This is a genomic window from Bradyrhizobium frederickii (assembly GCF_004570865.1).
Classification (GTDB): domain Bacteria; phylum Pseudomonadota; class Alphaproteobacteria; order Rhizobiales; family Xanthobacteraceae; genus Bradyrhizobium; species Bradyrhizobium frederickii.
Genome location: NZ_SPQS01000044.1, coordinates 1 through 21,124 on the forward strand (window position 1 = coordinate 1; position 21,124 = coordinate 21,124).

At 58.0% G+C, this 21,124-nt stretch carries 21 protein-coding genes; 10 read left to right on the forward strand and 11 right to left on the reverse strand.

Annotation, left to right across the window (positions count from 1 at the left end):
- The 4 genes from E4K64_RS36995 to E4K64_RS41695 all read right to left on the reverse strand — a co-directional run.
- Positions 1 to 220 (reverse strand): transposase (locus E4K64_RS36995; protein ID WP_167767822.1); only part of this gene is annotated, 220 nt, incomplete at its 3' end.
- A 63-nt stretch (positions 221 to 283) separates the two neighbouring features.
- A complete protein-coding gene (locus tag E4K64_RS37000) occupies positions 284 to 1,282 on the reverse strand; it encodes a HipA domain-containing protein (RefSeq protein ID WP_164719053.1) in 999 nt (332 codons plus the stop codon).
- Positions 1,257 to 1,631 (reverse strand): helix-turn-helix domain-containing protein, encoded by a 375-nt coding sequence (locus E4K64_RS37005; protein ID WP_126261387.1) that lies wholly within the window; start codon positions 1,629 to 1,631, stop codon positions 1,257 to 1,259. The genes E4K64_RS37000 and E4K64_RS37005 overlap by 26 nt, the downstream gene beginning before the upstream one ends.
- A gap of 354 nt (positions 1,632 to 1,985) precedes the next feature.
- Complete coding sequence (locus tag E4K64_RS41695) at positions 1,986 to 2,108, reverse strand: hypothetical protein (protein WP_283810178.1); 123 nt, start codon at positions 2,106 to 2,108, stop codon at positions 1,986 to 1,988.
- A gap of 278 nt (positions 2,109 to 2,386) precedes the next feature.
- Between E4K64_RS41695 and E4K64_RS37010 the strand changes: the two genes are divergently transcribed.
- Positions 2,387 to 2,611, forward strand: coding sequence for a hypothetical protein (locus E4K64_RS37010; RefSeq protein ID WP_126261388.1), 225 nt, complete (start codon positions 2,387 to 2,389; stop codon positions 2,609 to 2,611).
- A gap of 1 nt (position 2,612) precedes the next feature.
- Complete coding sequence (locus E4K64_RS37015) at positions 2,613 to 3,179, forward strand: type II toxin-antitoxin system VapC family toxin (protein ID WP_126261389.1); 567 nt, start codon at positions 2,613 to 2,615, stop codon at positions 3,177 to 3,179.
- A 352-nt stretch (positions 3,180 to 3,531) separates the two neighbouring features.
- Here the strand turns inward: E4K64_RS37015 and E4K64_RS37020 are convergent, their stop codons facing one another.
- The 3 genes from E4K64_RS37020 to E4K64_RS37030 all read right to left on the reverse strand — a co-directional run bounded on the left by E4K64_RS37020 (position 3,532) and on the right by E4K64_RS37030 (position 7,280).
- The gene (locus tag E4K64_RS37020) at positions 3,532 to 3,783 is read right to left on the reverse strand and encodes a hypothetical protein (protein WP_126261390.1); all 252 of its coding nucleotides are present in this window, start codon (positions 3,781 to 3,783) and stop codon (positions 3,532 to 3,534) included.
- A 604-nt stretch (positions 3,784 to 4,387) separates the two neighbouring features.
- A complete protein-coding gene (locus tag E4K64_RS37025) occupies positions 4,388 to 4,594 on the reverse strand; it encodes a cold-shock protein (RefSeq protein ID WP_122406874.1) in 207 nt (68 codons plus the stop codon).
- A 2,473-nt stretch (positions 4,595 to 7,067) separates the two neighbouring features.
- Positions 7,068 to 7,280 carry a response regulator transcription factor gene (locus E4K64_RS37030; protein ID WP_027562785.1) on the reverse strand — a complete coding sequence of 71 codons (213 nt, stop codon included), beginning with the start codon at positions 7,278 to 7,280 and terminating at the stop codon, positions 7,068 to 7,070.
- 595 nt (positions 7,281 to 7,875) lie between these two features.
- Between E4K64_RS37030 and aepX the strand changes: the two genes are divergently transcribed.
- Together aepX and E4K64_RS37040 are read left to right on the forward strand one after the other, a co-directional pair.
- Entirely contained in the window at positions 7,876 to 8,733 is an 858-nt protein-coding gene (aepX, locus tag E4K64_RS37035; RefSeq protein ID WP_126261428.1) for a phosphoenolpyruvate mutase, read from the forward strand.
- A gap of 316 nt (positions 8,734 to 9,049) precedes the next feature.
- Positions 9,050 to 9,820 (forward strand): phosphocholine cytidylyltransferase family protein, encoded by a 771-nt coding sequence (locus tag E4K64_RS37040; protein ID WP_135167518.1) that lies wholly within the window; start codon positions 9,050 to 9,052, stop codon positions 9,818 to 9,820.
- Positions 9,821 to 10,077: 257 nt separating this feature from the next.
- On the opposite strand, the gene phnF is transcribed toward E4K64_RS37040, so the two are convergent.
- Together phnF and E4K64_RS37050 are read right to left on the reverse strand one after the other, a co-directional pair.
- Positions 10,078 to 10,878 (reverse strand): phosphonate metabolism transcriptional regulator PhnF, encoded by an 801-nt coding sequence (phnF, locus tag E4K64_RS37045; protein ID WP_126261392.1) that lies wholly within the window; start codon positions 10,876 to 10,878, stop codon positions 10,078 to 10,080.
- Between the two features lie 26 nt (positions 10,879 to 10,904).
- The gene (locus tag E4K64_RS37050) at positions 10,905 to 12,395 is read right to left on the reverse strand and encodes an alkaline phosphatase family protein (protein ID WP_126261393.1); all 1,491 of its coding nucleotides are present in this window, start codon (positions 12,393 to 12,395) and stop codon (positions 10,905 to 10,907) included.
- 244 nt (positions 12,396 to 12,639) lie between these two features.
- On the opposite strand from E4K64_RS37050, the gene E4K64_RS37055 reads away from it, so the two are divergent.
- The 6 genes from E4K64_RS37055 to E4K64_RS37080 are packed head-to-tail and all read left to right on the forward strand — an operon-like array spanning position 12,640 to position 18,759.
- On the forward strand, positions 12,640 to 14,196 hold the full coding sequence (locus E4K64_RS37055; RefSeq protein ID WP_235884921.1) for an ABC transporter substrate-binding protein: 1,557 nt from the start codon (positions 12,640 to 12,642) through the stop codon (positions 14,194 to 14,196).
- A gap of 56 nt (positions 14,197 to 14,252) precedes the next feature.
- Entirely contained in the window at positions 14,253 to 15,269 is a 1,017-nt protein-coding gene (locus E4K64_RS37060; protein WP_126261394.1) for an ABC transporter ATP-binding protein, read from the forward strand.
- Positions 15,270 to 16,172, forward strand: a complete 903-nt coding sequence (locus E4K64_RS37065; RefSeq protein WP_126261395.1) for an ABC transporter ATP-binding protein — start codon at positions 15,270 to 15,272, stop codon at positions 16,170 to 16,172.
- Positions 16,173 to 16,176: 4 nt separating this feature from the next.
- Complete coding sequence (locus E4K64_RS37070) at positions 16,177 to 17,112, forward strand: ABC transporter permease (RefSeq protein WP_126261396.1); 936 nt, start codon at positions 16,177 to 16,179, stop codon at positions 17,110 to 17,112.
- The gene (locus E4K64_RS37075) at positions 17,113 to 18,018 is read left to right on the forward strand and encodes an ABC transporter permease (protein ID WP_126261397.1); all 906 of its coding nucleotides are present in this window, start codon (positions 17,113 to 17,115) and stop codon (positions 18,016 to 18,018) included.
- 9 nt (positions 18,019 to 18,027) lie between these two features.
- Positions 18,028 to 18,759, forward strand: a complete 732-nt coding sequence (locus E4K64_RS37080; RefSeq protein ID WP_126261398.1) for a peptidase C39 family protein — start codon at positions 18,028 to 18,030, stop codon at positions 18,757 to 18,759.
- Positions 18,760 to 19,179: 420 nt separating this feature from the next.
- Here the strand turns inward: E4K64_RS37080 and E4K64_RS41700 are convergent, their stop codons facing one another.
- Positions 19,180 to 20,052, reverse strand: coding sequence for an asparagine synthase-related protein (locus tag E4K64_RS41700; protein WP_283810638.1), 873 nt, complete (start codon positions 20,050 to 20,052; stop codon positions 19,180 to 19,182).
- On the reverse strand, positions 19,967 to 21,073 hold the full coding sequence (asnB, locus tag E4K64_RS41705) for an asparagine synthase (glutamine-hydrolyzing) (RefSeq protein ID WP_347338653.1): 1,107 nt from the start codon (positions 21,071 to 21,073) through the stop codon (positions 19,967 to 19,969). The genes E4K64_RS41700 and asnB overlap by 86 nt, the downstream gene beginning before the upstream one ends.
- Between the last annotated feature and the right edge of the window lie 51 nt (positions 21,074 to 21,124).

Genomic DNA, 21,124 nt, shown 5'->3' on the forward strand with positions numbered 1-21,124 from the left:
TCTCGACCGGAACAAACGGAGCTATGCTCGCTTCGCCGTGCCTGCAAAGCTCCTTGCGCCACCTGAACAGCTGGCTCACATGAAGTCCGGCCAGGCGAGCTACCTCGGAAACGCTGGCGCCGGGCGCGAGCGACGCCGCAACAAGCCGCTCCTTCTCGTCTTGCGACCACCGGCGCCGCCGCTCGACCGATGTGATCACCTCCGCCCTCGAAATCGTCATAGCGCTTCTCCTAGGATTACCCCTAGGACCTGCAGCCATCGCGCCCGTCAAACAAGGCGGCCCTCAATGGAGGGATACGGTGATCTTCGGATATGGCGCCGCGCAGACGATGTCGTAGCCTGGCGCCATGGCGGCGCCGCGCGCCGATAGCATCAGCGAGTAATTTTTGGCGTGTGAATCCGCGTTCCACACCATCGGATTGAAGATGGCAAGATTGACGAAGCGGGCGGTCTGCTGTGCTGTCATATGGCGCTGGGGCACGCCGAGCATGTCGGCCAATGATGGTCCTTTTAGGCCTCTATCGTTGTTCTGGTACTTGGCAGCTGGCGGTCGGCCCAGGGCTTGGCAGAAGTCCTCCTGATGCAGCCGCCGCCACCTCTTGCCCTCATGACGGCGGTCATAGCGCTCAACCAGCAGGTAGCTACGTTCGCCTGCCGTCCCGGTCGTCACCTTCGGCGTCGGGATTCCGATCATGCGCGCGAGTGTCAGGCAGAATGCCTCGTTCTGGACGGCGCCAGGCAAGCGCTCGCCATCGGGCTTGATGATGTGGGTCGATGGCGCGCCGTCGATCGGTATGTACAGGGTGTCGCCCTCCAGAGCGACGGCGAGCTTCGTCTGCACACCGGCAAGCGACATCGACACGCCATCCTCGCCGACGAGGAAGGGCTTGTGGGGTAGCTCATTGAGAATGCGCTCGAGCGAGGCCTTGTCGGGGATCTCTCGCCATTTGCCGGCGATCAGCCCGGTGCCAGGTTGTCCGACGGAGAGCGCGCCGGCGGTGTCGCGGCCCATCTCGGCAAGAAGACCGATGACATCGGCCGGCGACTTGCCGAGCATATGACCTACGGTCCCGAGAGTTGGGTTCTCCGGCAGCAGATTTGCCGCCCATGGCAGAATTGCCGAGGCATCGTGCGACGCCCGCGAGAGCGGCATGGTGAGCGACACAGGGAAGGCACCGGTCAGCCCGCGCCAGGATTCGGCATAGGTGAAGCCTGACGCTTCATCGGCGGCCATGATCCAGCCGACCTCTCGCGTCTCAAAGTAGACCGGAAGACGGTCCATGAGGGTCCTCCTCGTCGCTGTCGGGAATGTCCGGTGTCTCGGAAGTGTTGGCCCGGCGGGCTTGGGCATCCTTGAGAACATCCTCGATGCGCAGTCCGAGCACGTTTGCCACGTGCAGGCTTCGCCCGAGCTGACAGGTGCTTTTTCCGGCCTCGAGGTCGACGATGAAGCGCTTTCCTGTCCCGCTCACCATGGCCAGCTCGTCCTGCCGGAGGCCCTGGCGTTTGCGTTCTTCCTGGATGATGCGACCGAATGCTGCAGCAAACTCGGCCGCTTGGCGCGCGACACCCGTCTCGCCAGGAGCCTCATTTTCGCCTGAGAGGGGAGCGCTCTTTGGAGGCGTGTTCATAGCTTTCTCGTCCTAAAGTTACCGAGCGGGAACTTTCAGTGTGTTATTAAATCGAAGGGCTAAAAGTTACCGATCGGGAACTTTACTCAAAAAGCGAGCCTGAGCGATCCAGAAAGTTCCCGATCGGGAAACCTGCTCCCAATATTAACTGGGTTATTAGAGAGATCGACACGATCGGCAGGGAAATCGCCCTCATCCCCGTCGAGCGAAGCAGGTCCTTAGCGTCCGTTCGCCGGCGAGCGGCGCTGCGGCCTCAGCACGATTCCGGCGATCCTGTGCGGCTCGCGAACCGGCAGCGGATGGCGATATAGGGGACGATCTCGCTGCGGCGAAACCGTGTCAAAACATGAGGCGCTAGGTGATCGGGCGTGCCCCTGATTGCCAGCTGAACCAGATCGCGGAGCCTTCCTCCTTGTCCGCGCGCGAGTTCAACTCTGCACTGACGACGAGCAGCACCGACAGCGCAGTTGCGGCCAACAACTCCTTCCACTGATAGTCCGCTTGGGCCTTGAGGCCGGCATAGCAATCAGACGCCTTGAAGTCGAAGCAGCAAACGGACTATGTTAGACAAATTCCGTTTTTGTTCGACAAACGGGTAAAGTTCTATGGCAAAAAGATCGGCTAGCAAGCCCACGCCCCGCCGGGCCAAACGGAGAAGAGCTGCATCCAAGGGTGGCTCGGTACTGATAAAAAGCTTTAAGCGTGAATTAGCGACCAGCGGGCTTGTCGGGAGCAAGGCACGATTTGAAGCGGTCATGCTGGCGGCGGAACGATCTGGCCTTTTGAGTGAAAAAGGCAGCCGCATCGGTGGCCGGGTGAGTCCTGCCTTGGTCCGGCAGGCCAAGCACCAGACGGGCATCGAGGCGGATACGGAGTTGATCGAGTTTGCGTTGGCGACGGTCGCACTCGAGGACAACTTCGCAGAAGCGTTCAAGAAGTCTCGGGGCAAGGTCGACCCAGCGTTAAAGCTCGGTTTCTAACGTGGCGGAATTCGACTTTGACGCGGCGCGACGTTGGGCGCGGTTCGATCCGGGAAACACGCTGGCACGGCGCAGCGACGATGAACTTCCGTTCGTCAGCGTCGGCCTGACCGCCGGACAGGGGCTACTGCTCGATACCTGCGTCTATATTGATCAAATGCAAGATCGTTCGCCTCCGATCCTGGACGACCTGATCACGCAGCGACAAGTCAATCATTCGACTGTCGCGATCCAGGAATTGATGCACACGGTCGGCGCGCTCAATCCTTCCGACGCGCGAACCGCTTCTGTCGTCGATGTGATCGGGAAGCAGATCAAGGCGATGCCGCCGCATCGGATCTTTGCGCCGGACATAGACGTGTTGGGACGAGCCGCGCTGCTATCAGGGATCCTCTGCCGCCTCCAGGGATATGAAAGGGACGGCAAGTTGCGCGCGCTTCAGGATTGCGTGCTGTTCCTGCAGGGGCAAAAGCTCGGCCTGCTCGTCCTGACTGCGAATGTCGGCGACTATGATATTCTACTCCAGCTGATACCAGCCGCACGCGTGCTGTTCTATCGTTCGAAATGATCTCCATTAATGATTGAGAAAGATTTTGACGACCTTCGCTTTCCGACACCTCCAAGCTTTGGTTGACCGAGGGTTCAGAATGAACTTTCCGAATCAGTGGTGTCCCTGGCTGGACCGGCCCGTCGTTGACGATTTTGCATGCACGGCTGCGCCAGCCGCGATCGAGGCGCACAGAACCCTCCGGCAATTTGGGGTAGCAGCACCGCGGTCTCGAACGGGTTCGAACAGCCTGTTGTGTTCAGCCGGATAGGAATTCACCAAAGATCTCTGTGCGCTAATAGGCGAGGCCTGCGAGCTCGAAGCGATGACCATAGACGAGAAGGCTGGTCTCCTGAGGGTCGCATCTACACGCTCAGTCCAGCGAGAAGCTGTCACCATCATTCGACCTTAAAGCATCTTGAGGTCTACAGCTCGCCGCGCCGCGGTCGCGTTCTTCTTCAGCTACTCGACGCCATTCTCCGTCTTCCCCTTCGTGCGCGCCCGCTGCCGTGCGCAGGTGCAAGACGGAAGGCCCCAGTGCTTCGCGAAGCGATGAGCTCGTCTTAAATTGAACCGACCGGCTCACCACGTCGTCGCGCACCACGAGCGGGCGTAGATTGTCCATCAGCACTTCCTCCGGTACGCCGCCGAATGTCCGCAACGCTACCGGCCAGTGGTCTGAACTGCTTGAGGACAATAGTAGCGCCCCAGGGGCAAGACCAGATGCAACAATTGGCCGTTTTTCTTTCAGCCAGGGGCGAAGCCCGTCAGCTTCTCGCAAAAAGTTGCCGGAGTAGCGGTGCCGTCCTGGTCTACGTTCGAGTGCAGACAGGAATTGCCGCCCGTCTTGGGTATTTCCCAGCCAAGAGCATCGCGAAACACAAAGTCCGCCGAGATCCGCCCGTGTTCTGCCAATGGTTTCATGCGCTCGAGGCATGCGCGACGTGCACTTCCCGGCGTGTTCACGAGCGTACGGCTTGAGAGCGTTGTGGCAGCTGGCCGAAATGTTGCCACACCGGCACTACGATCTTGCTGGGAACACCTGTAACTCTGGCTACAGCGATTGGTCAACTGGCTTCAGGCGATCGAGGCTCTCAAGCGGTTTGCGAGACAGCCCCATGCCTAGAAGAGACGGTCGAAAGGCCGAACGCCCGGCGCGCCGTGACAAGGCATCGCCGGACAGGTGCGAGAACACGCTTTGCAGAGAGGAGTTTCCGGAGTGGGTCAGATCAGCCAACCCGCAGATCCTCGGCTGACATCTTACCCGAACGCCCGGCCTTGAGCTGATAACTTACCCGGGCCCCCTCTTCGAGGGTGGTGTAACCGGCCTTTTCCACGGCACTGATGTGCACGAAGACATCGGGACTTCCGTCCTCAGGCCTGATGAACCCATAACCTTTGGTCGAGTTGAACCACTTCACAATACCCATTGCCACGGCGGCATCTCCATAGTGAACCGTTGTGATCTAGCGAAGAGTCTTCCGGCCATCAAGACGGTCGGTAAGAGAATCCAGCGTCACTGCGCAGGTCACGTGCTCTTTTTCTTATCGCGTGGTCTAGCTGCAGCCGCATCGTGCAAGCGACAACAATCCTGACGTCGACGACACTTCGCCTCAAAGTTTTTGCCCAGATGACGTTTTGACCTTCGCTTCACTCGCCGCGCGCGACCGGTTACAAAACAGCTGCGGAGCCTCGAACATGTCGCGCTCATCCAGAGGCCGGCGGCACAAACAATGCGGACGACTCCCACTATGGGAGCAAACGAAATTGCAGCTTGAATGTTTGACCAGGATGGTAGGAGCGTGCGTCGTTAACAGGCTCCGTACTTGTCGTCCCCACGACCCGGAGAATGCATATGAGCTCAACATTGCGCGCCGATTCGTGGTCGCGTTGCGCGCCTCGAATCCTCCTCAACGCAGACATCAAGCCGACCACACCGGAGGTATCCTCCTCAGCGTATGAACAGGGGCATGTCATGGAAGCGGATCGTATCAGACGGTACGATATGGACAGGCATCATAGGGCTGCTGGCGTGGTCCGCGCGCAGCGTGATCAGCAGCCAGTCGACTGGCTAAGGGTGGTATGCACGGCGACCCTCCGCAAAGGAAGTCACGAGCGCCCTGTTGTTCAATAGCCTGAAGCAGGATTATCAATCCACGCATGCCTGCATTGAAGCTACCTGACATGCTTTCTCAAGCTCGTTCTCGGCGCGAGCCCAAACCACTGCGGCTGCCGCTTTGATCTCCTCGAGCCAAAGGAATGGGTCACCAGTTAGCACTGCATCCGTTCGCTCCTGTGAAAGCGCCTGGAGGTGAAGCAGCCAATCGAAAGCAGCGCGGTGTGGAGGAGGGATGTCTTCTTGCTCCGGCTGAGGTCACGCGGCCAGGCTTGCGGGCCCTGGCGCGTCAAGCAGAAGCGGTAGAAAGCACGCAAGCGCATGACATTGCGCAGCTGGGCTATGTCGCGGGTCGTTCAACGCAAGCTGCGTGCCGGCTAAAGAGTCGCAAGTTACAGCCATTCGGGGCTGCACGACCATGTTCGGTTACCGACATTGGGTTGCCAAGCGAACCTCACAGCGTGTCGGAGGCCGCCTGCCAGATAGCGCCAACGTTTTTGATCTTCACTGGCAAAGACCCGGACGCGGCGATGCTACTTTTCTTCGCATATGAGGTTGCTCCTTCTGGCTGGCGTCATGGGGCAGACTTGTCGACGGGTATCATCACGACAAAGAGCAGCGCATCGCCTAGAGGATTGCGCTTGAGACGAGGAGAGTAAAACAATGCCCAACAAACGGCCTATGTCGCAACACGCCTTGGGAGTAAGCAAACAATCAACAAAGGAACAAGCATCAGGTCTAGTTATTCTGCGCAACAAATTGGCGAAGTGAAGCTGGACATCAGCAGCAATTGAGGAGCTATGGTCCAGCTTAAACGATCCTGATCCGCCTGGTTTGGAACGGCGCACGAGCCGTGGTCTCATCGACGTGATCAGTCAACGTACAGAGTTGACGACGTGACTTCGTCTGTTTCGCAAGGAAAAAGCTCGCCAGATTCGGCAGCGCTTGCAGTCAACGAGCCGGAGCACCGCGCAGGGGCACAACCTCATAGAGCCAAGGTAGTGGGCCGCGGCACCTTGAAGGAAGCTTCTCTGCAGGTGTCTACCTCGTATTCGGATGCCCGATGAGGCGGCCGTCCCGGTACTGCCAATTCTCCAAATCATGAATGACGCCCTCTAGTCGTGGCCCAACTCAGCCACATCGACTTCGGAGTCGCCCGCCTTTCGGGAAACACCGGGATCACGCCGTCCGCCGCAAACAATTTCAGCTTATCTCGAATCCGCCACATCAAAGAACGCAGCAGTCGCACTGTGTGTTCGCGGAAAGGTCGTTCATCAAGCTAGCTACGCGTCGTGAGAATCGCGCGCACATCGTTGAGCGCGCAGAGCGCTAGAATTTGATGAAACGTCTACCAGCAGCACGGTTTCGGAAATGGGTTCACGGACTATCATTGCCCTCTTCGTGTCCGGCCCAAGCCGTCTACGCCGCCTTTCCGAACGACCACGACTTCAGTACGTAAGCCGCTACGATCACCTCTCTTCAATTTGCGCCACGCATACAACCGCCGCAGCCGCAGCTGGGGGACGGACCGATCACAAGGTTAACCTAGAGGTCCGACCGGCCGTCGAGCTTACAAGAGCGTCATGCTCCTGCGATCTCACCTCGCCTAATGGTCCACGCAGCCCCTGACAATCGGCGACGAAATAGAAGCACGCCCCGGTTCATAGTAACAGCGCCTATATTATGGCTCTGCGGCCGCGGCCGCGCCATTCGCTTCGCATTCCGCCGGAGCAAGCCACAGTCGCCCCTTACATTTGGCTAGATCTGTATGAACGGCAACGCAACCCCGGCCGTTACTCAATAAGACGGTAACGTCGCGCCTTGACGACGCACTGAGTCCGGCTGGACGTTTCCAGCTTTCGCATCGCATTCTTGATATGAAAGTTGACGGTGTTCTCGCTCACTTTCAGAATGACGCCGATAGCCCAGGATGACTTCCCTTCCTCGACCCACCGCAAACACTGTCTTTCCCGCTCCGACAGCACAACCTCTTTCTCATCCGCCATGAATTTCTCCTGGACTCGAGAGAACAGGAGAGGCATCAGCAAGTGCCATGCCACTCAGTGGCGGCCAGCAAGCATCGGTGAGGCAGGACGAATTCTTCGGGATTGCCGCGACATTCGCGCGAAACCGCCATCCCACTACAGCCCTGTCGATGGGCTTACGACATGTGTCGTACACACGACATCAGCATTACGACAATCGTGGCTGTCGATGTTGTGTCCAACTCTATGTGAGCCGGATATCACCCTTTCGCTAAGCCCTCCTCCCCTTCAAGACGTCGGAAACTTTTCCCTAGGGGCTGTAGGACCAGGCTCGCGAACCCAGGTCATCCATTTGTAACCAAGGCCCCTCTTTCCAGCCTTTAGGGGCCCCAATAGCGAACGCTTGTGTTTTGCGCCACCCCGACGCAATTATGCAAATCTGCGCGTTTCAAAAAACTACCAATGCTGGTCATTGATCGGCATTCCCCCAAAAAGATAAGAACGGTGACGTGGACGCCAATCGAGGATCGGCTTGCAGGATTTAGGCATGAGGCATCAACCACAAGCCGTTCGGCCTATGGCGGGCCGTCAATGTGCACGCCAGTCGCCTGTCGAAATGCTTCGGGCCCAGGTCTGCTCGAATGATGAGCTCTCGTTTCTGATGGAAGCGCATGATGGCCTGTCTGCCACGATCGCCCAGCGCTCAGGATTCAAGGGGCTCTGGGCCTCTGGTTTGTCGATTGCCAGCTCGCTCGGCTATCGCGATGCCAATGAAGCCTCATGGACCCAGCTCGTCCAGAGCGTAGAACGCATCGTGGACTCGACAGAGCTCCCTGTGCTCGTTGACGGGGATGGCGGCTTCGGTAATTTCAACAATGCTCGCCTCCTCGCACGCAAACTTCGTCAGGCGGGCGCCGCCGGCATCTCGCTTGAGGACAGCTGCTTTCCGAAGCTGAACTCGCTCATTGGTGAGCGGCATCCGCTCGCCGATATCGATGAATTCTCCGGTCGTCTGCGGGCTGTAAAGGATACAGTCGCCGACAATTTGGTTCTCGTGGCCAGGATCGAAGCGCTGATCGCCGGGCACGGGTTGAACGAAGCTACCTTGCGTGCTCACGCTTATGCCGACGCGGGAGCCGATGCAATCTTGATTCACTCGCGAAAGAGTACCGCGGACGAGATGCTTTCGTTCGTCGCCGAGTGGCGGAACCGGCTGCCTGTCGTGATCGTTCCGACAACGTACTTTCGGACGCCAGTCTCTGCCTATCGTGATGCGCGCATCTCCACAGTCGTCTGGGCCAATCACTCCATGCGGGCTGCGGCAGCTGCAATGCGGCGCATCTGCGATAGCATCGCAGCTCAAGAGAGCGTTGCGAGCATTGAAACTCATATCGCACCGCTGAGCGAGATATTCGAGCTCCTGAGGTATGACGAACTCGCCGTGGCAGAAAAGCAATATCTGCAGCCCCGCTAGTCGACGGTGACCAGAGTCTATCACCCAAAGCTTCCTTAATTCAAAAGCCGATGCTCCCCTCGCCTCTCGTCGGTCTCGCTCCAGTGTCACCGATGCCGCGAACTAACATCCTGGACAGCTCGGACATGGCTAAACATCTGTCCCTGCCACTTAAGGTAGCTCACACACCGGCTGGTGCAGGTGTGTGCGTTGATGACAATTTGCACCTACCTCCTTCAATATCGGGGATGGTCGGACAAGTCGGCGGCACGTAATACTGAACAGAGGCGTTCACGATGGTTGCGGAGCGACGCTCGGGATCAAGAAGGCGAATGAAATGCCGCTGAATGCTCCCAAGCATGCTCTCATTCTCGCCGCTGGAGTGGGCACTCGACTGCGGCCTCTAACGGATCTAAACCCGAAACCTCTAGTCCGAATCCATGGCACTCCCATCCTGCACAACGCGCTACATACCCTTGGGCGTGTCGGCGTGGAACAGGTGACGATTGTTGTCGGGTATCGCAAAGAGGCGATCCAAGAAGCTTGCGGCAGTCGGTTTGGTGGCGTTGCAATCAAATACGTCGAATCCCCCGTTTACGACCGTACTGGGAGCGCCTATTCGCTCTGGCTGGCGCGTGACACGCTCGTTTCCGGGGACCACTTCCTTCTTGAGGGCGACGTCTTCTTCGAGGAAAATGTATTGCGGCGGCTGCTCATCAGTAAAGCGCCCGACGCGGCTGCTGTCGCTCCCTTCGATGAGCTGATGCAGGGGTCAGCGGTCCTGTTGTCGGATCTTGGCTTCATTTCAGAATTTCGCCTGAAACAAACAGCGAGAAATCTCATCACGGATGGCCCGCCTCTTTACAAGACGATGAATCTGTTACGTCTGTCCGCGTCTACTCTGCGGACAGAGGTGGTTCCGGCCCTAGACAATATGATCAAGGCCGGAGCTACCCAGGCCTATACGGAGGAACTTCTTTCCTATCTCGTGGAAAGACAAGGCCTGCTGCTTGCTGCGGTGAGATGCGACGATCTGCGGTGGTACGAAATCGATGATGCGGAAGATCTGCGTACCGCCCAGCGCATCTTCGCAAAAGCCGACGTTTGATCCAACGGCCCAGGATCACGGAAGGTTTGACGCGGCGCCTCTTCACGACATGCGCCGCGGCCGCTGACACTGGCCGCGTTACAATGCCAAGATCCGCAAGCTTGAAGGGGTCGCGACCAACGCGGCCCCCTAGTGCCTCAGCAAAACGCGAGCGGCTCGTCCGGGCATGACGCGTGAAACACACAGCCATAAGCAATGGTGGTAGCGAAACAATTATTTTCGCGCCTAGCCGCTTTGACCGCAGGAATGGATAGGACCTAGACCTTGAAAGAGGCAGGTGACTTCGATTTGGTCGCTTGCGCTTTTCCGGATCGAGGCTTTCCTGCAGGCGACTGCTCTGCGGAACTCATCTCTTTAAAGTCGAACCTGAAGCTGATTCTCGGTGCGCAAAGTACATTCTCGCCAAATTTGATCGGAATACGGCCGGAGCAATCAAGGCTCTCTTTGACGAAGACCGGCGCTGATGTCGACATTTCAAGGAGGCGCGCCTCCTGCGCGGAGGGCAGACGTGCACTTATCGTCACCCATTGTTGCGCGTAGTCATCAATTCCAATGCGCCTGAGAGCTGTCGAGATCGAGTTGGCGCCAGAGAATTTGTCCAGCAGTCCGGGAGTGCGTTTCGCTGGAAAATAGCTATGCGCTATGACGATTGGGATCTCGTCCTGATAGCTCAGCGTGTCGATGCGCAGCACATCGTCTTGAGCTTGCAAGTCGAGATGGCGGGCGAGCCGCTCGTCTGCCTTTATCGTTGCAGCAGAGAGGATCTTACGACGCGCCAAGCGGCCTTGCGAGATGAGATTATCGGTCAGCCGGGTTTGTGGGGAGAGCAGATAGGCTGTTGGATGTTCGACAACGAAAGTGCCCCTCCCCTGCTCGACGCGGAGCAGTCCCTCCTGCTCGAGGGCCCGAATGGCGTATCTTACGGTGTGCCGGTTGACACCATATTCGAGAGCAAGCTCTACGTCGTTCGGAAGTTTTTCGCCTGGCCGAAATCGGCTCGAGGCAATGGCTTCTTCGATGTTCGACCGAACAAACTCCCAGCGCTTTCCTTGATACATAGGTCGATGGTCCGTAATTCAGGCTTTCAATTGCGCGGATTAGCGCCAGGTTTATCATTCTTAACCTGCGCCAGCCGTGTTACGGCCGCCCCCCTCAGATAAAGACGTTGGCGGTAAAGGTCCCGGAAGACAGTTGACCGGCGCGCTGAAGAGGCAATTGAGACGCTCGCATCTTCGACATCATACGGGCCTCTGTCCTCGCAATCTTGCAAAGCTTCATCGATGATACGGCCGTGCACCGTCGACGGTAGCGGCAGTCCCAAGCTGGAAAGGATCGTTGGTACCAGATCAACGATGCTGGTTGGGGCAGCAACAACTCCGCTTCTAAAGGCATTACCAGCAACGATGCATAATGAAGACAGCTCGTGCGCCGAAAGCCCTCCGTGCATACCAACGCCGATTGGATAGGTCCCATCGTAGTACACGGCGTCGGGCGAACCGCTCCGATTAGCCGCGCCGCAATCGGCGAGAACAAACGACAGGTCTGCACTTCGTTCGTGGTCGGCCATGACAGCCGAAAGCAAAAGGGTGCTCGCGATAAGTGGAGAGCCATCGGGAGCCTGACGTGAGAAAGCAACGCCAAACCATGGCTCCTCGCACATGGCGTGATACAGCTCTGTCAGAAGATGACCCTCTCTGTCCCGGGCCCAAAGGTTGACAACGCGTTGAGCGGTTATTGCAGCGTCTACGTCGGGCGTGAGTTCGTATCCGACCTTGAAACCCGACCGCTGCAGGTGTTTCAATACGGAGACTTTTTCTCCAATGATGGCGTGTCCGTGATCGGATGCAGCAATAAGCTGTACTCCTTCCCGCTCTCCTTTCTCGTTCCACCAAGCGAAAATACGCCCAAACTGGCGATCGACCTCGTGGAGCACCTCACGCGCTCTAGGATGCTGAAGTCCGAACATGTGATATGTAATGTCCGGCTCGGAAAGCCAGAGCAGGCTGACCTCCGGAAGTGTTTCTTTCTTCAGGAACGAGAAGAAGAGATCGACGACGCGTTCAATGGTCGCACGCGCCGGTCGCTCGTCGGGAGGGAGCATCGGAAACGACGGCGCAATCCGGCGAACGGCAGCGTTGCCACCGAACATTGACGGGTCATGGACCCAGAACGCCGGCGCCCCCGCCTGCCAACTCCCCCAGCTGGAAAGTCCAAAAGAGCCCTGTGACTGAGATCCGATCGACAACATCGCCTTTCCATGAGCCGCCAAGACTTCGCCGATCGTCGTGGCGGTGAGGACGCCACCGCTTTCGCTGCGGAGTGTCAGGAGCGCCGAGAGCGAAGATCCGTCGATCGACCGACCGTTCGCCACAAAGCGGTTGCCGATGATTCCATGCGCCGAGCTATGTCCGCCCGTGGCCAGCGCGGCCGATGAAACCCGCGTCTCACTGGGAAAAGATGAGGTATGGCGGGCAAGTCGAAGGCCGATTTTGGACAGCTCGGCGAGATTGGGCGTAACTGCTTCGTCTAGCTGGTCAGGACGAAGACCATCCAGCATGACAATTACAAATTTCATTCGGCCACCTTTCAGCTCCGATTCCGAGACTTAACCTACGGGAGTGGCAGCCTCCTTGTCCAGCTACCTAGGCACCTAGGCCTGTCATGATGGTGTCACATGGTGTGAATTATATCTCGCACTAATCGAACCGCTCCTCAGAAAACCATTGTCCGAGTCCGCCCGGCCCGAGCGTGAGCACGCGAAGCTGCATGGTTCAGAACCTCGGCACTCGATGGTTTGTGCAACTAAGAAGAGATGTGTGATGAAGACCTGTGATCGACGCACGGTTCTCAAATTGGTCGGTGGGCTGAGCTTGCTTCCATCGACCTCTATCTTTGCCCAAGACGCTGGCCGGACGGCACTGCGGATCGCAATGCAGGATCTGCGCGTCGAGCTCGATCCGCTCCATCCCCGTGCTACGGCGCTCGTGAGCTTTCGGGTGCTCGAGAGCATTTACGACAAGCTCTTTGCGATCGACTATCAACGAGACGGGCAGATTCGGCCGATGTTGGCTGAAAGCATCGAGGCTCTCGACAGCACCACATATCGCGTGTCCCTGCGGAAAGGGGTTCAATTCCACGATGGTGAAGAGTTAACGGCAGAGGACGTCGCATTTACGTTCGGCGCGGAGCGCATGATCACAAAGGATAGTCCGGGTTATGGTGTTGGCCAGATCAGCTTTCCCTCGATGAGCGGGGTGCGGGCAACCGGTCGACATACTGTCGAGTTTAGCACGAAGGCGCCCGATCCGGTCTTTGTCAAACGCCTGACCTCCTATGGAGCCGGCATCGTCTCGAAATCGGCCTATCTGAAGGCGGCGACATTCGATCAATGGGCCAGGGCTCCCATAGCGGCGGGGCCTTACAGGGTCGTTGAGGCCGTCGAAAACCGCTACATACGCCTCGAGGCGCACGAGGGGTACTGGGGTGGAAGGCCGCCGCTGAAGGGGATCGAGTTTCGGATGGTGCGGGAGCCGGCAGCACGCGTCGCCGGCCTTCGCGCTGGCGACTTCGACATCATCACAACCGTAGCGCCGGATCAGTTCGATATCCTCGCCGCGGACAACCGGCTGGACGTGGTTGGAGGCGACACGATGTCCTTCCGCACGCTGGTCTATGATTCGACGACCAATGAGGTGCTGCGGGATCCGCGCATGAGGCGCGCCATGAATCTTGCGATCGACAGGCAGACCGTTGTTAATAGTATCTGGCGCAAGCGCATCAGTGTGCCGCCTTCCCATCAACACCTTGCTTACGGCGCTCTCTACAATCCTGACCGGCCAATCCCACGGTACAATCCGGAAGAGGCCAAGCGGCTTCTTGCCGAAGCTGGTTACAAAGGGGCAGCAATTCCTTTCAAAACAGTCGGCAACTACTACACGGCCGAGCTTATCGAAACTCAAGCTATCGCGGCAATGTGGAGGGCTGTCGGCCTGAACGTCTATATCCAAATGAAAGAGAATTGGGCCCAAGTCGAAGACCGTCTGGGCCGAGGCGTGAACAACTCGTCCGATGGCACATACTACCCTGATCCCACAGCATCATTGGTCTCGCGCTGGGGGTCTCAGAGCAATTTTCAGAGGGGTGGGTATTGGCGGAACGATAGATTCAATGTGCTGGAGACCACCTTGTTGACGGCGCAGGAACCGGCCCAAAGGCGAGCCGCCTATCAAGAGATGCTCGACATATTCGACGAGATTGATCCACCAGGAACGGTGCTCCATTCGCTCGGCGAGTTTTTCGGAAAGCGCGCCAACATCAAGTGGACACCGACGCCAACCGGTTTGATGGATTTTCGGCCAGGCGCAATCAACGTCTAGCTGAGAAAACGCCTTGGGCCAGACGCACAAGACTATGGTGCTCGGAAGGTGGAATTATGGACCAAACCACAGCGCATGCGCTTGAAGCACCTTTTGTCCAAACTTTTGAGCAAGGGAATGTCGGGCGCACAGCCATGGAGGCGGGCAGCCCGCCGCTCCTCAGCATTACTGGATTGACCGTTGTCCTTGCAGACCGGCCCGAGACGCGCCTGCTGGATGCCGTTCAGCTCGAGTTGCGCAAAGGTGAGTTTTTCGCGCTTGTCGGCGAAAGCGGCAGCGGAAAGAGCGTGCTGTGTTCGACCATCATGGGAGTAGCAAGTTCCGAATTGAGATGTCTCGGCGACATCCATATCGAAGGCAGGCGTCTTTCTGATGTCGATCGGCGCCAGCGTGCAATGATCTACCAACAGCCAAGTCTATATCTTAACCCTGTTCGGCGCATTGGTTTCCAGCTTCGCGAGACGGTCCAGGTGATCGATGGCTTGAGCAAGAAAGAGGCGAGTGAAAGGGCTGCAGATCTACTCCGCGATGTGGGAATCGATGACCCCAATGAGACGATGAGAAAATACCCGCACGAGATGTCCGGCGGAATGAATCAGCGCGTCATGATTGCAATGGCGGTGGCGATGAAGCCGCAGCTTCTCATCGCTGACGAGCCGACCTCGGCCCTCGACGTTACCACGCAAAAGCAGATCCTTGACTTGCTCGAACAGCTCCGCTCAGACATGGCAATCCTCTTTGTGACCCACGACCTGGGCGTTGCCCTACAACGATCGGACCGTATCGGCGTTCTCTACGCCGGCCAGCTGGTCGAAATCGGGCGCGCCGATCTCGTCGCTCGAACTCCCCTGCATCCCTATACGCGCGCGCTATTCTCCGCTGTCCCCCCACTCTCAGGGCGTCCCCGGCGTCTCCACAGCCCAGCAGGCAGCCTCCCTGAACCTACACAGCGCCAGGCCGGCTGCAATTTCGCATCTCGGTGCTCGGGAACGCTGGACACTTGCCGGCACACAAGGCCCGCCTTGCAGGGCATTCCACAACAGATGGTGGCATGCCACAACTCGGAGGCATGAATGACGTCGCCCATCGAGCCTTCTCACGTTCGTACAGCGCGCGCGTCCTCCGAACCCATTCTCGAGCTGCGCAATGTCGATTTTTGCTACCTGGCTGCTCGGCGCTCCGCTGCGGAGGTCCTTGGCGGCTCGAGGCTGCATAAGATCAACATGATCGTCCGTCGCGGCAAGGCCCATGGGCTGATCGGAGAGTCCGGCAGCGGCAAAAGCACCATCGCCAAGCTTCTGCTTGGGCTGACAGCGCCACAATCGGGTCAGATCTTTTTTGACGGCGAGCTGCTGACGCCGGATCGATTGGCTGCGTTCCGCCTCCGTGTCCAACCTGTCTTTCAGAGCCCTCTCGACGCACTGGACCCAATTACCCCGATCGGCAAACAAATCATCGCGCCTCTGCTCGTGAACTTCAACATGAAGTCTTCCGATTGTCAGGCTCGGCTCGCTGCAGCAATTTCGGCCGTCGGCCTATCGGGCGAGATCCTTGGCAAATTGCCGCATCAGATAAGCGGCGGACAGGCGCAGCGGGTCAATATAGCGCGGGCGCTTATTCTCGATCCCGAGGTTCTGATTTGTGACGAGCCCGTCTCCGCACTCGACATGACCGTTCAAGCTCAGATCCTGAACCTTCTGTCGGATCTGCGCGAGAGCCGGGGCCTGTCCCTCTTATTCATAAGTCATGATATCAGATCCGTTGCCTATCTCTGCTCAGAGATCACCGTCCTGAAGCGCGGAAGCATCGTTGAGAGCGGTTCACGCGATGAGGTGCTGCTCGACCCAAAGACGGATTACATGAAGTCCCTGCTCGAGGCGGTACCCAATTCTGGGCTCGGCCTTGAAACGGCATCACCTTCAAACCCTTGTTCGCAGCCAGCAGGGCGTCGCGACTTGCCGGCGGAGGGGTGGTAGCGGCATGAGGCGCAACACGCAGAAGATATTTGCGAGCAAAATTGCTCGCGCATTGGTCACGCTCGTTTTGATGGTAACAAGCGTATTCGTTCTTATGCGCTGCGCGGGCGATCCGGTCACCGTCTTACTCGGGCCGGACGCGACGGCGGACATGCGGGCCGCATACTCCGGCGAATTGGGGCTCGACCGCCCAATCCTGGCACAATACCTAACCTATCTTCATAACATCGTCCGAGGAAGCTTAGGCGTCTCTTACGTCTATCGACAGGATGCACTCGGTGTCGTCCTCAGCCACCTTCCACTGACGCTGATACTCACCTGCTCTGCTCTTACTTTGGCGGCGCTCACAGGCGTTGCAGGAGGAATAACTGCCGCGGTGTTTCCGTCGAGCTTCATAGGCCGTGCGTGCACGATCGGAACCGTCGTGGGACTGTGCGTTCCCAGCTTCTTCCTGGCGATCGTGCTGATGCTGGCGTTCTCAATACAGCTCAATTGGTTGCCGACCGGCGGTGCGGAGGGCTGGCGAAGCCTGGTTTTGCCGGCAATAACCATGGCTGCCGCAAGCTCCGCCGTGCTTGCCCGCTACACCCGGGTGGCGGTTCGCGAATCGCTGGACAGCCGCTATGTGTTGGCTGCGTTTGCGCGCGACATTCCGTTCTGGCGGATATTGATCCACCACGTACTGCCCAATGCGGCGGTGCCGATCCTGACCATACTTGGCCTGCTCATCGGCGGAGCGGTAACCGGTTCGACTGTGGTCGAGACGGTCTTCTCATGGCCGGGTATCGGAAACCTCTTCGTCACATCCGTCGGAAACAGGGATGTTCCAGTGGTGCAGGCAATAGTCCTGCTTGCTGGCACTGCGATGATCATGACCAACCTGGCCGTCGATCTCGGTTACACCTGGCTCGATCCGCGGTCGAAATCCTCGGAGACATAGATGAGCACCGCCTTGGCGCATGAATGGATCCGGAATATTTTTCGTTCTTCGAAAGACCGTCGCGATCTGCGTAAGCCATCCCAAATTGGACTCTATAGTGCCTCAATATGGATTATCGCATGTCTGTTGATTGCCGTACTGGCCCAGGTGATCTCCCCCTATCATCCGGCACAGATCTCCTTGGATGCACGGCTTTCGCCTCCACTATTCTTCGGGGGCGCGCTGGACCATTTGTTGGGCACCGACGAGCTCGGTCGCGACGTGCTGGCTCGCTTGATATATTCGATCCAGATCAGCATGCTCGTCGCGGTGGGCGGCACCTTCATTAGCACCCTGCTGGGCGTCTCCTTTGGCTTCCTCGCTGCCGAGCTTGGCGGACTGATCGACGAGGGAGTCATGGCACTGGTCGATATGCAGGCTGCCGTGCCGTTCATGATGACCGCACTTCTTGTCATAACGATCTTTGGCAATTCGCTGGCACTCTTTGTCTGTCTTGTGGGCCTGCACGGTTGGGAGCGCCACGCCCGCATCGCGAGGGGGCTTGCTTTGACGGCCCGCAACCGGCTCCATGTAACGGCGGCGCGGACCTATAACGCTTCGCGGGTCCATATCTACGCAAGGCATATTCTCCCAGCCTGTGCACCGACCATCGTGGTCGGCATGACCCTTGGCCTCACCGAGACGGTTCTCCTGGAAAGCACCCTGAGCTTTCTGGGGCTGGGGATACAGCCGCCGATGTCCAGCTTGGGCAATATGGTGGGATTGGGCAGAGACTATTTGATGACCGCATGGTGGATCGCCCTCGCGCCCGGGCTCGTCATCGCAGCGACAGCGGTTGCTCTCATGACAATCAGCGAGGCGCTGCGCCAGACGGGATCTCGCTCAGCTTCCTTCACATTCACCTGAGATGACGCCATGTCGCGTCCCGACTTCGAAAGCTCAACAAATCACATGGTCAGGAACGTTCCTCTGTATCGACAAAAGAGGAAGTTCACCTGTGGACCATCTTCCCTGATGATGGTCATGTCCGCTCTCGACGAGCGATATCAGCCGAATGAAACAGCTGAGCTCGAGATCTGGCGAGAGGCAACAACCATTCACGGCGGCTGCGGACCGGTTGGTCTGGCATTGGCCCTCAAACGCCGCGGCTTCGCAGCGCTTGTTGTCGTGAGCCATGATGGGCTCTTTCTTAAGTCTCGCGCTTCGCAAGGCGGCGAGGTGGAGGTGATGCAGATTCTCCAGGAGCGAGATCTAGCCGAGGCATACCAGCGCTGCATCCCCGTCCATCTTGGCACCTACAGCCTCGATGATCTCTCGAAATGGATGGCGGTGGGGTGGTACCCTATCGTGATGGTCAGCCTTGAGTTCGAAGCTAAAATGATCACTCATTGGGTGGTGGTGACTGGGACGGACGCCGATTACGTGTTCTTCAATGATCCGCTCAAAGATCCCGCCCAGGAAGATGCTTCCACGCGCGTGGATCGCGCAAGCTTTGCCAACATGACCAAGTTTGGTCCCAGCCGGGAAACCGCCGTCATTCTTGCGGGCCTTCCAAAAATGGCGAATGTCGCGCTTCCGCTTCCCCGGATTTATGCTCAGCATCAACCTCGGCCTGACATGCCGGGCGTTACCGGTCCCGAACGCTGATGCATTCGGTAGCCGCTAAAAACCCAACATATAGCCAGGATAGGTCGGTCTCGAGCCGTCGAGCGGCCTGCGGTCGGCAGCGCCGGTATACACCGAGTTCGACAGCAGCATAACCAGCCATCATGAGGCCGGTCCTGCATTCTTGCGCGTGTCCGTCAAAACGAGCTTTTCGCGGGCGCGCGAACACGACAGGTCGCTCTCAACGTCAACGTCGTTCTCGCGTCCTAATCCATTGGCGTAATTCAGCGCAGTTCCAGTCCCCTTCAGAACGCGCCATGCGCACTGGATAGCGCGATCACGCATCCAGACATCTGTGGCGGCCGGCATTCTCCTGTTTCTACACCGATCGGCTCGTCTTCCCGCTAAGCGGTGCCGCATTCCGGATTGCCTTGGCTACCCCGCATCCCGTCCTACCAACAGCTATGAAGAAAGTTGACGAAGGAAGATCTCCAGATTGCAGATCAGCCAGAGTTGTTTTCCGAATGCATCGTTCGCCGCTTGAGAGCGGCGTGCATACCATCGGCGGAGAGCACCAATATCGAGATAATCAGCGATCGCGGGAGATTCTTTGAAGACTAAATCCCGAAACGGCATCGAGCTCTGGTCTGTCGCCCACTTACCTAACGGCAACGGAAATCCGAGCTTCTTTCTCGTGAGCACACTTGCGGGTAGACGATCTCGGTAAAGGGTGCGCAGCGCGGCCTTGGAGACGTCAAGCGTTTCGCTAAATTTTTCAATCGGAGCGAAGGCCGCCTGAAACGGGGCGAGGGCATGTTTCCAACGCAGATGTTCTGAGAACGACATGCGCAGAGCTAGCGCAACGATTCGGTGGTCTGTGAAGGGAACGCGAGACTCCACACCCGCCGCCATTGTGGTGTTGTCGACCATTTCAAGCAGCGCCGGTAGATGATGCCGTACAAAGAATTGCCTTATGCGCTCGACCGGGGTGGCGCCGCCTGAATGGTAGGCATTGTTCATCCAATCGATGAGCCCAGCATCGTGACCGATGTCCTTTCTCCATGCCGGTGTCGCCAGCCCAAGCTTCTCGGCTTGCGGAAAGTAAGTGTACCGCGCAAGAAAGAACTCGAAGTCGCTCGCTTTGAACTTGGGAAGGCCGAGATGACGTCGCGCCGGGCGGCCAATGACATCTGGCAACGCGGCCAACAGCGCCTGTCGACGAAGGTCGAAGGACAACCTGAAGATCCGGCTATACCCGAGGAATATCTCGTCGGCACCTTCGCCGGTAAGGACCACCTTGTGAGAGCGGCTGACCGCCCGCGCAAGCAAATACATCGCCACTTCGTTGTGCATGCCAATTGGATGCCCACGCAATGCAGTAAGGCTGCTTAACGACATCCAGGCTCGTTGCCCCAGGCAGCTGGACCAAGACGTGGGCAAGCTTGAGAGATTTCGCAACCTCAACAGCATAAGGGCTTTCATCGTACACATCGCCGCTTACGATTCCGGTAAAGCATGTCGGATTTTGCGACGAGCGCCTTGAAAGCTCGAAAGCCAAGATACTGGAATCGAGCCCGCCGGAAAGCAGCGCCGCGACTGGAGTGTGGGGCAGCAAATGTTCCTCCACGGCGCCGCCGATCAACGTTTCAAGAGAACTGCAATCACTGCTCTCATCGAGGCAGGCAGGATCCCACCAACGTCTATGCTCGTGCGATTGAGCCGTGATCTTCAGCCAGGTGCCAGGTTGCAGCTTTCGAATTTCTGCAAATAGCGTCCTCTCGCCGAAAACGGCGCGGTAGGAGAGAAAGCCTGATAACCCAACCGGATCGAGCTTCGAGCGGACCCTTGGCCACTTCAGGATGGCTGACGGCTGTGAAGCAAAGACGAGGCCATTATCCGCGAAAGCGTAGTATAGCGGCTTGACGCCGAGCCGATCTCTGACAAGGAACGCTGTCGCGGTCTTTTGATCGTAGATTGCGAAAGCAAACATTCCCCGCAGACGTTTGACGCTATCAATCCCCCAACAAGCAAATGCCTTGCAAAGTACTTCCGTGTCCGACTCAGTGCGAAATCGGTATCCGCGCCGGAGCAGGTCCCGCCTTAGGTCACGGTAATTGTAGATCTCCCCGTTATACGTGAGGGCCAAGCCGAATTCCTCATCGAGAAACGGTTGGTTTGACCTAGGATCCGGATCGATGATCGCGAGCCTTCGATGCGCAAAGGCAAAGGAAGGGGTCACGCAACTACCACTCGCGTCAGGGCCCCGATGGGCCAGGGTCTGAGCGCAACGCGCGAGGTTCCGCTCGGTCACTGACAGATCAGTAACCCGTCCGATGAATCCGCAAATCCCACACACAGCTAGCCTCCTGCGTGCTTAGCCGGCTCACACGCGGTTGGGGGCGCCGGC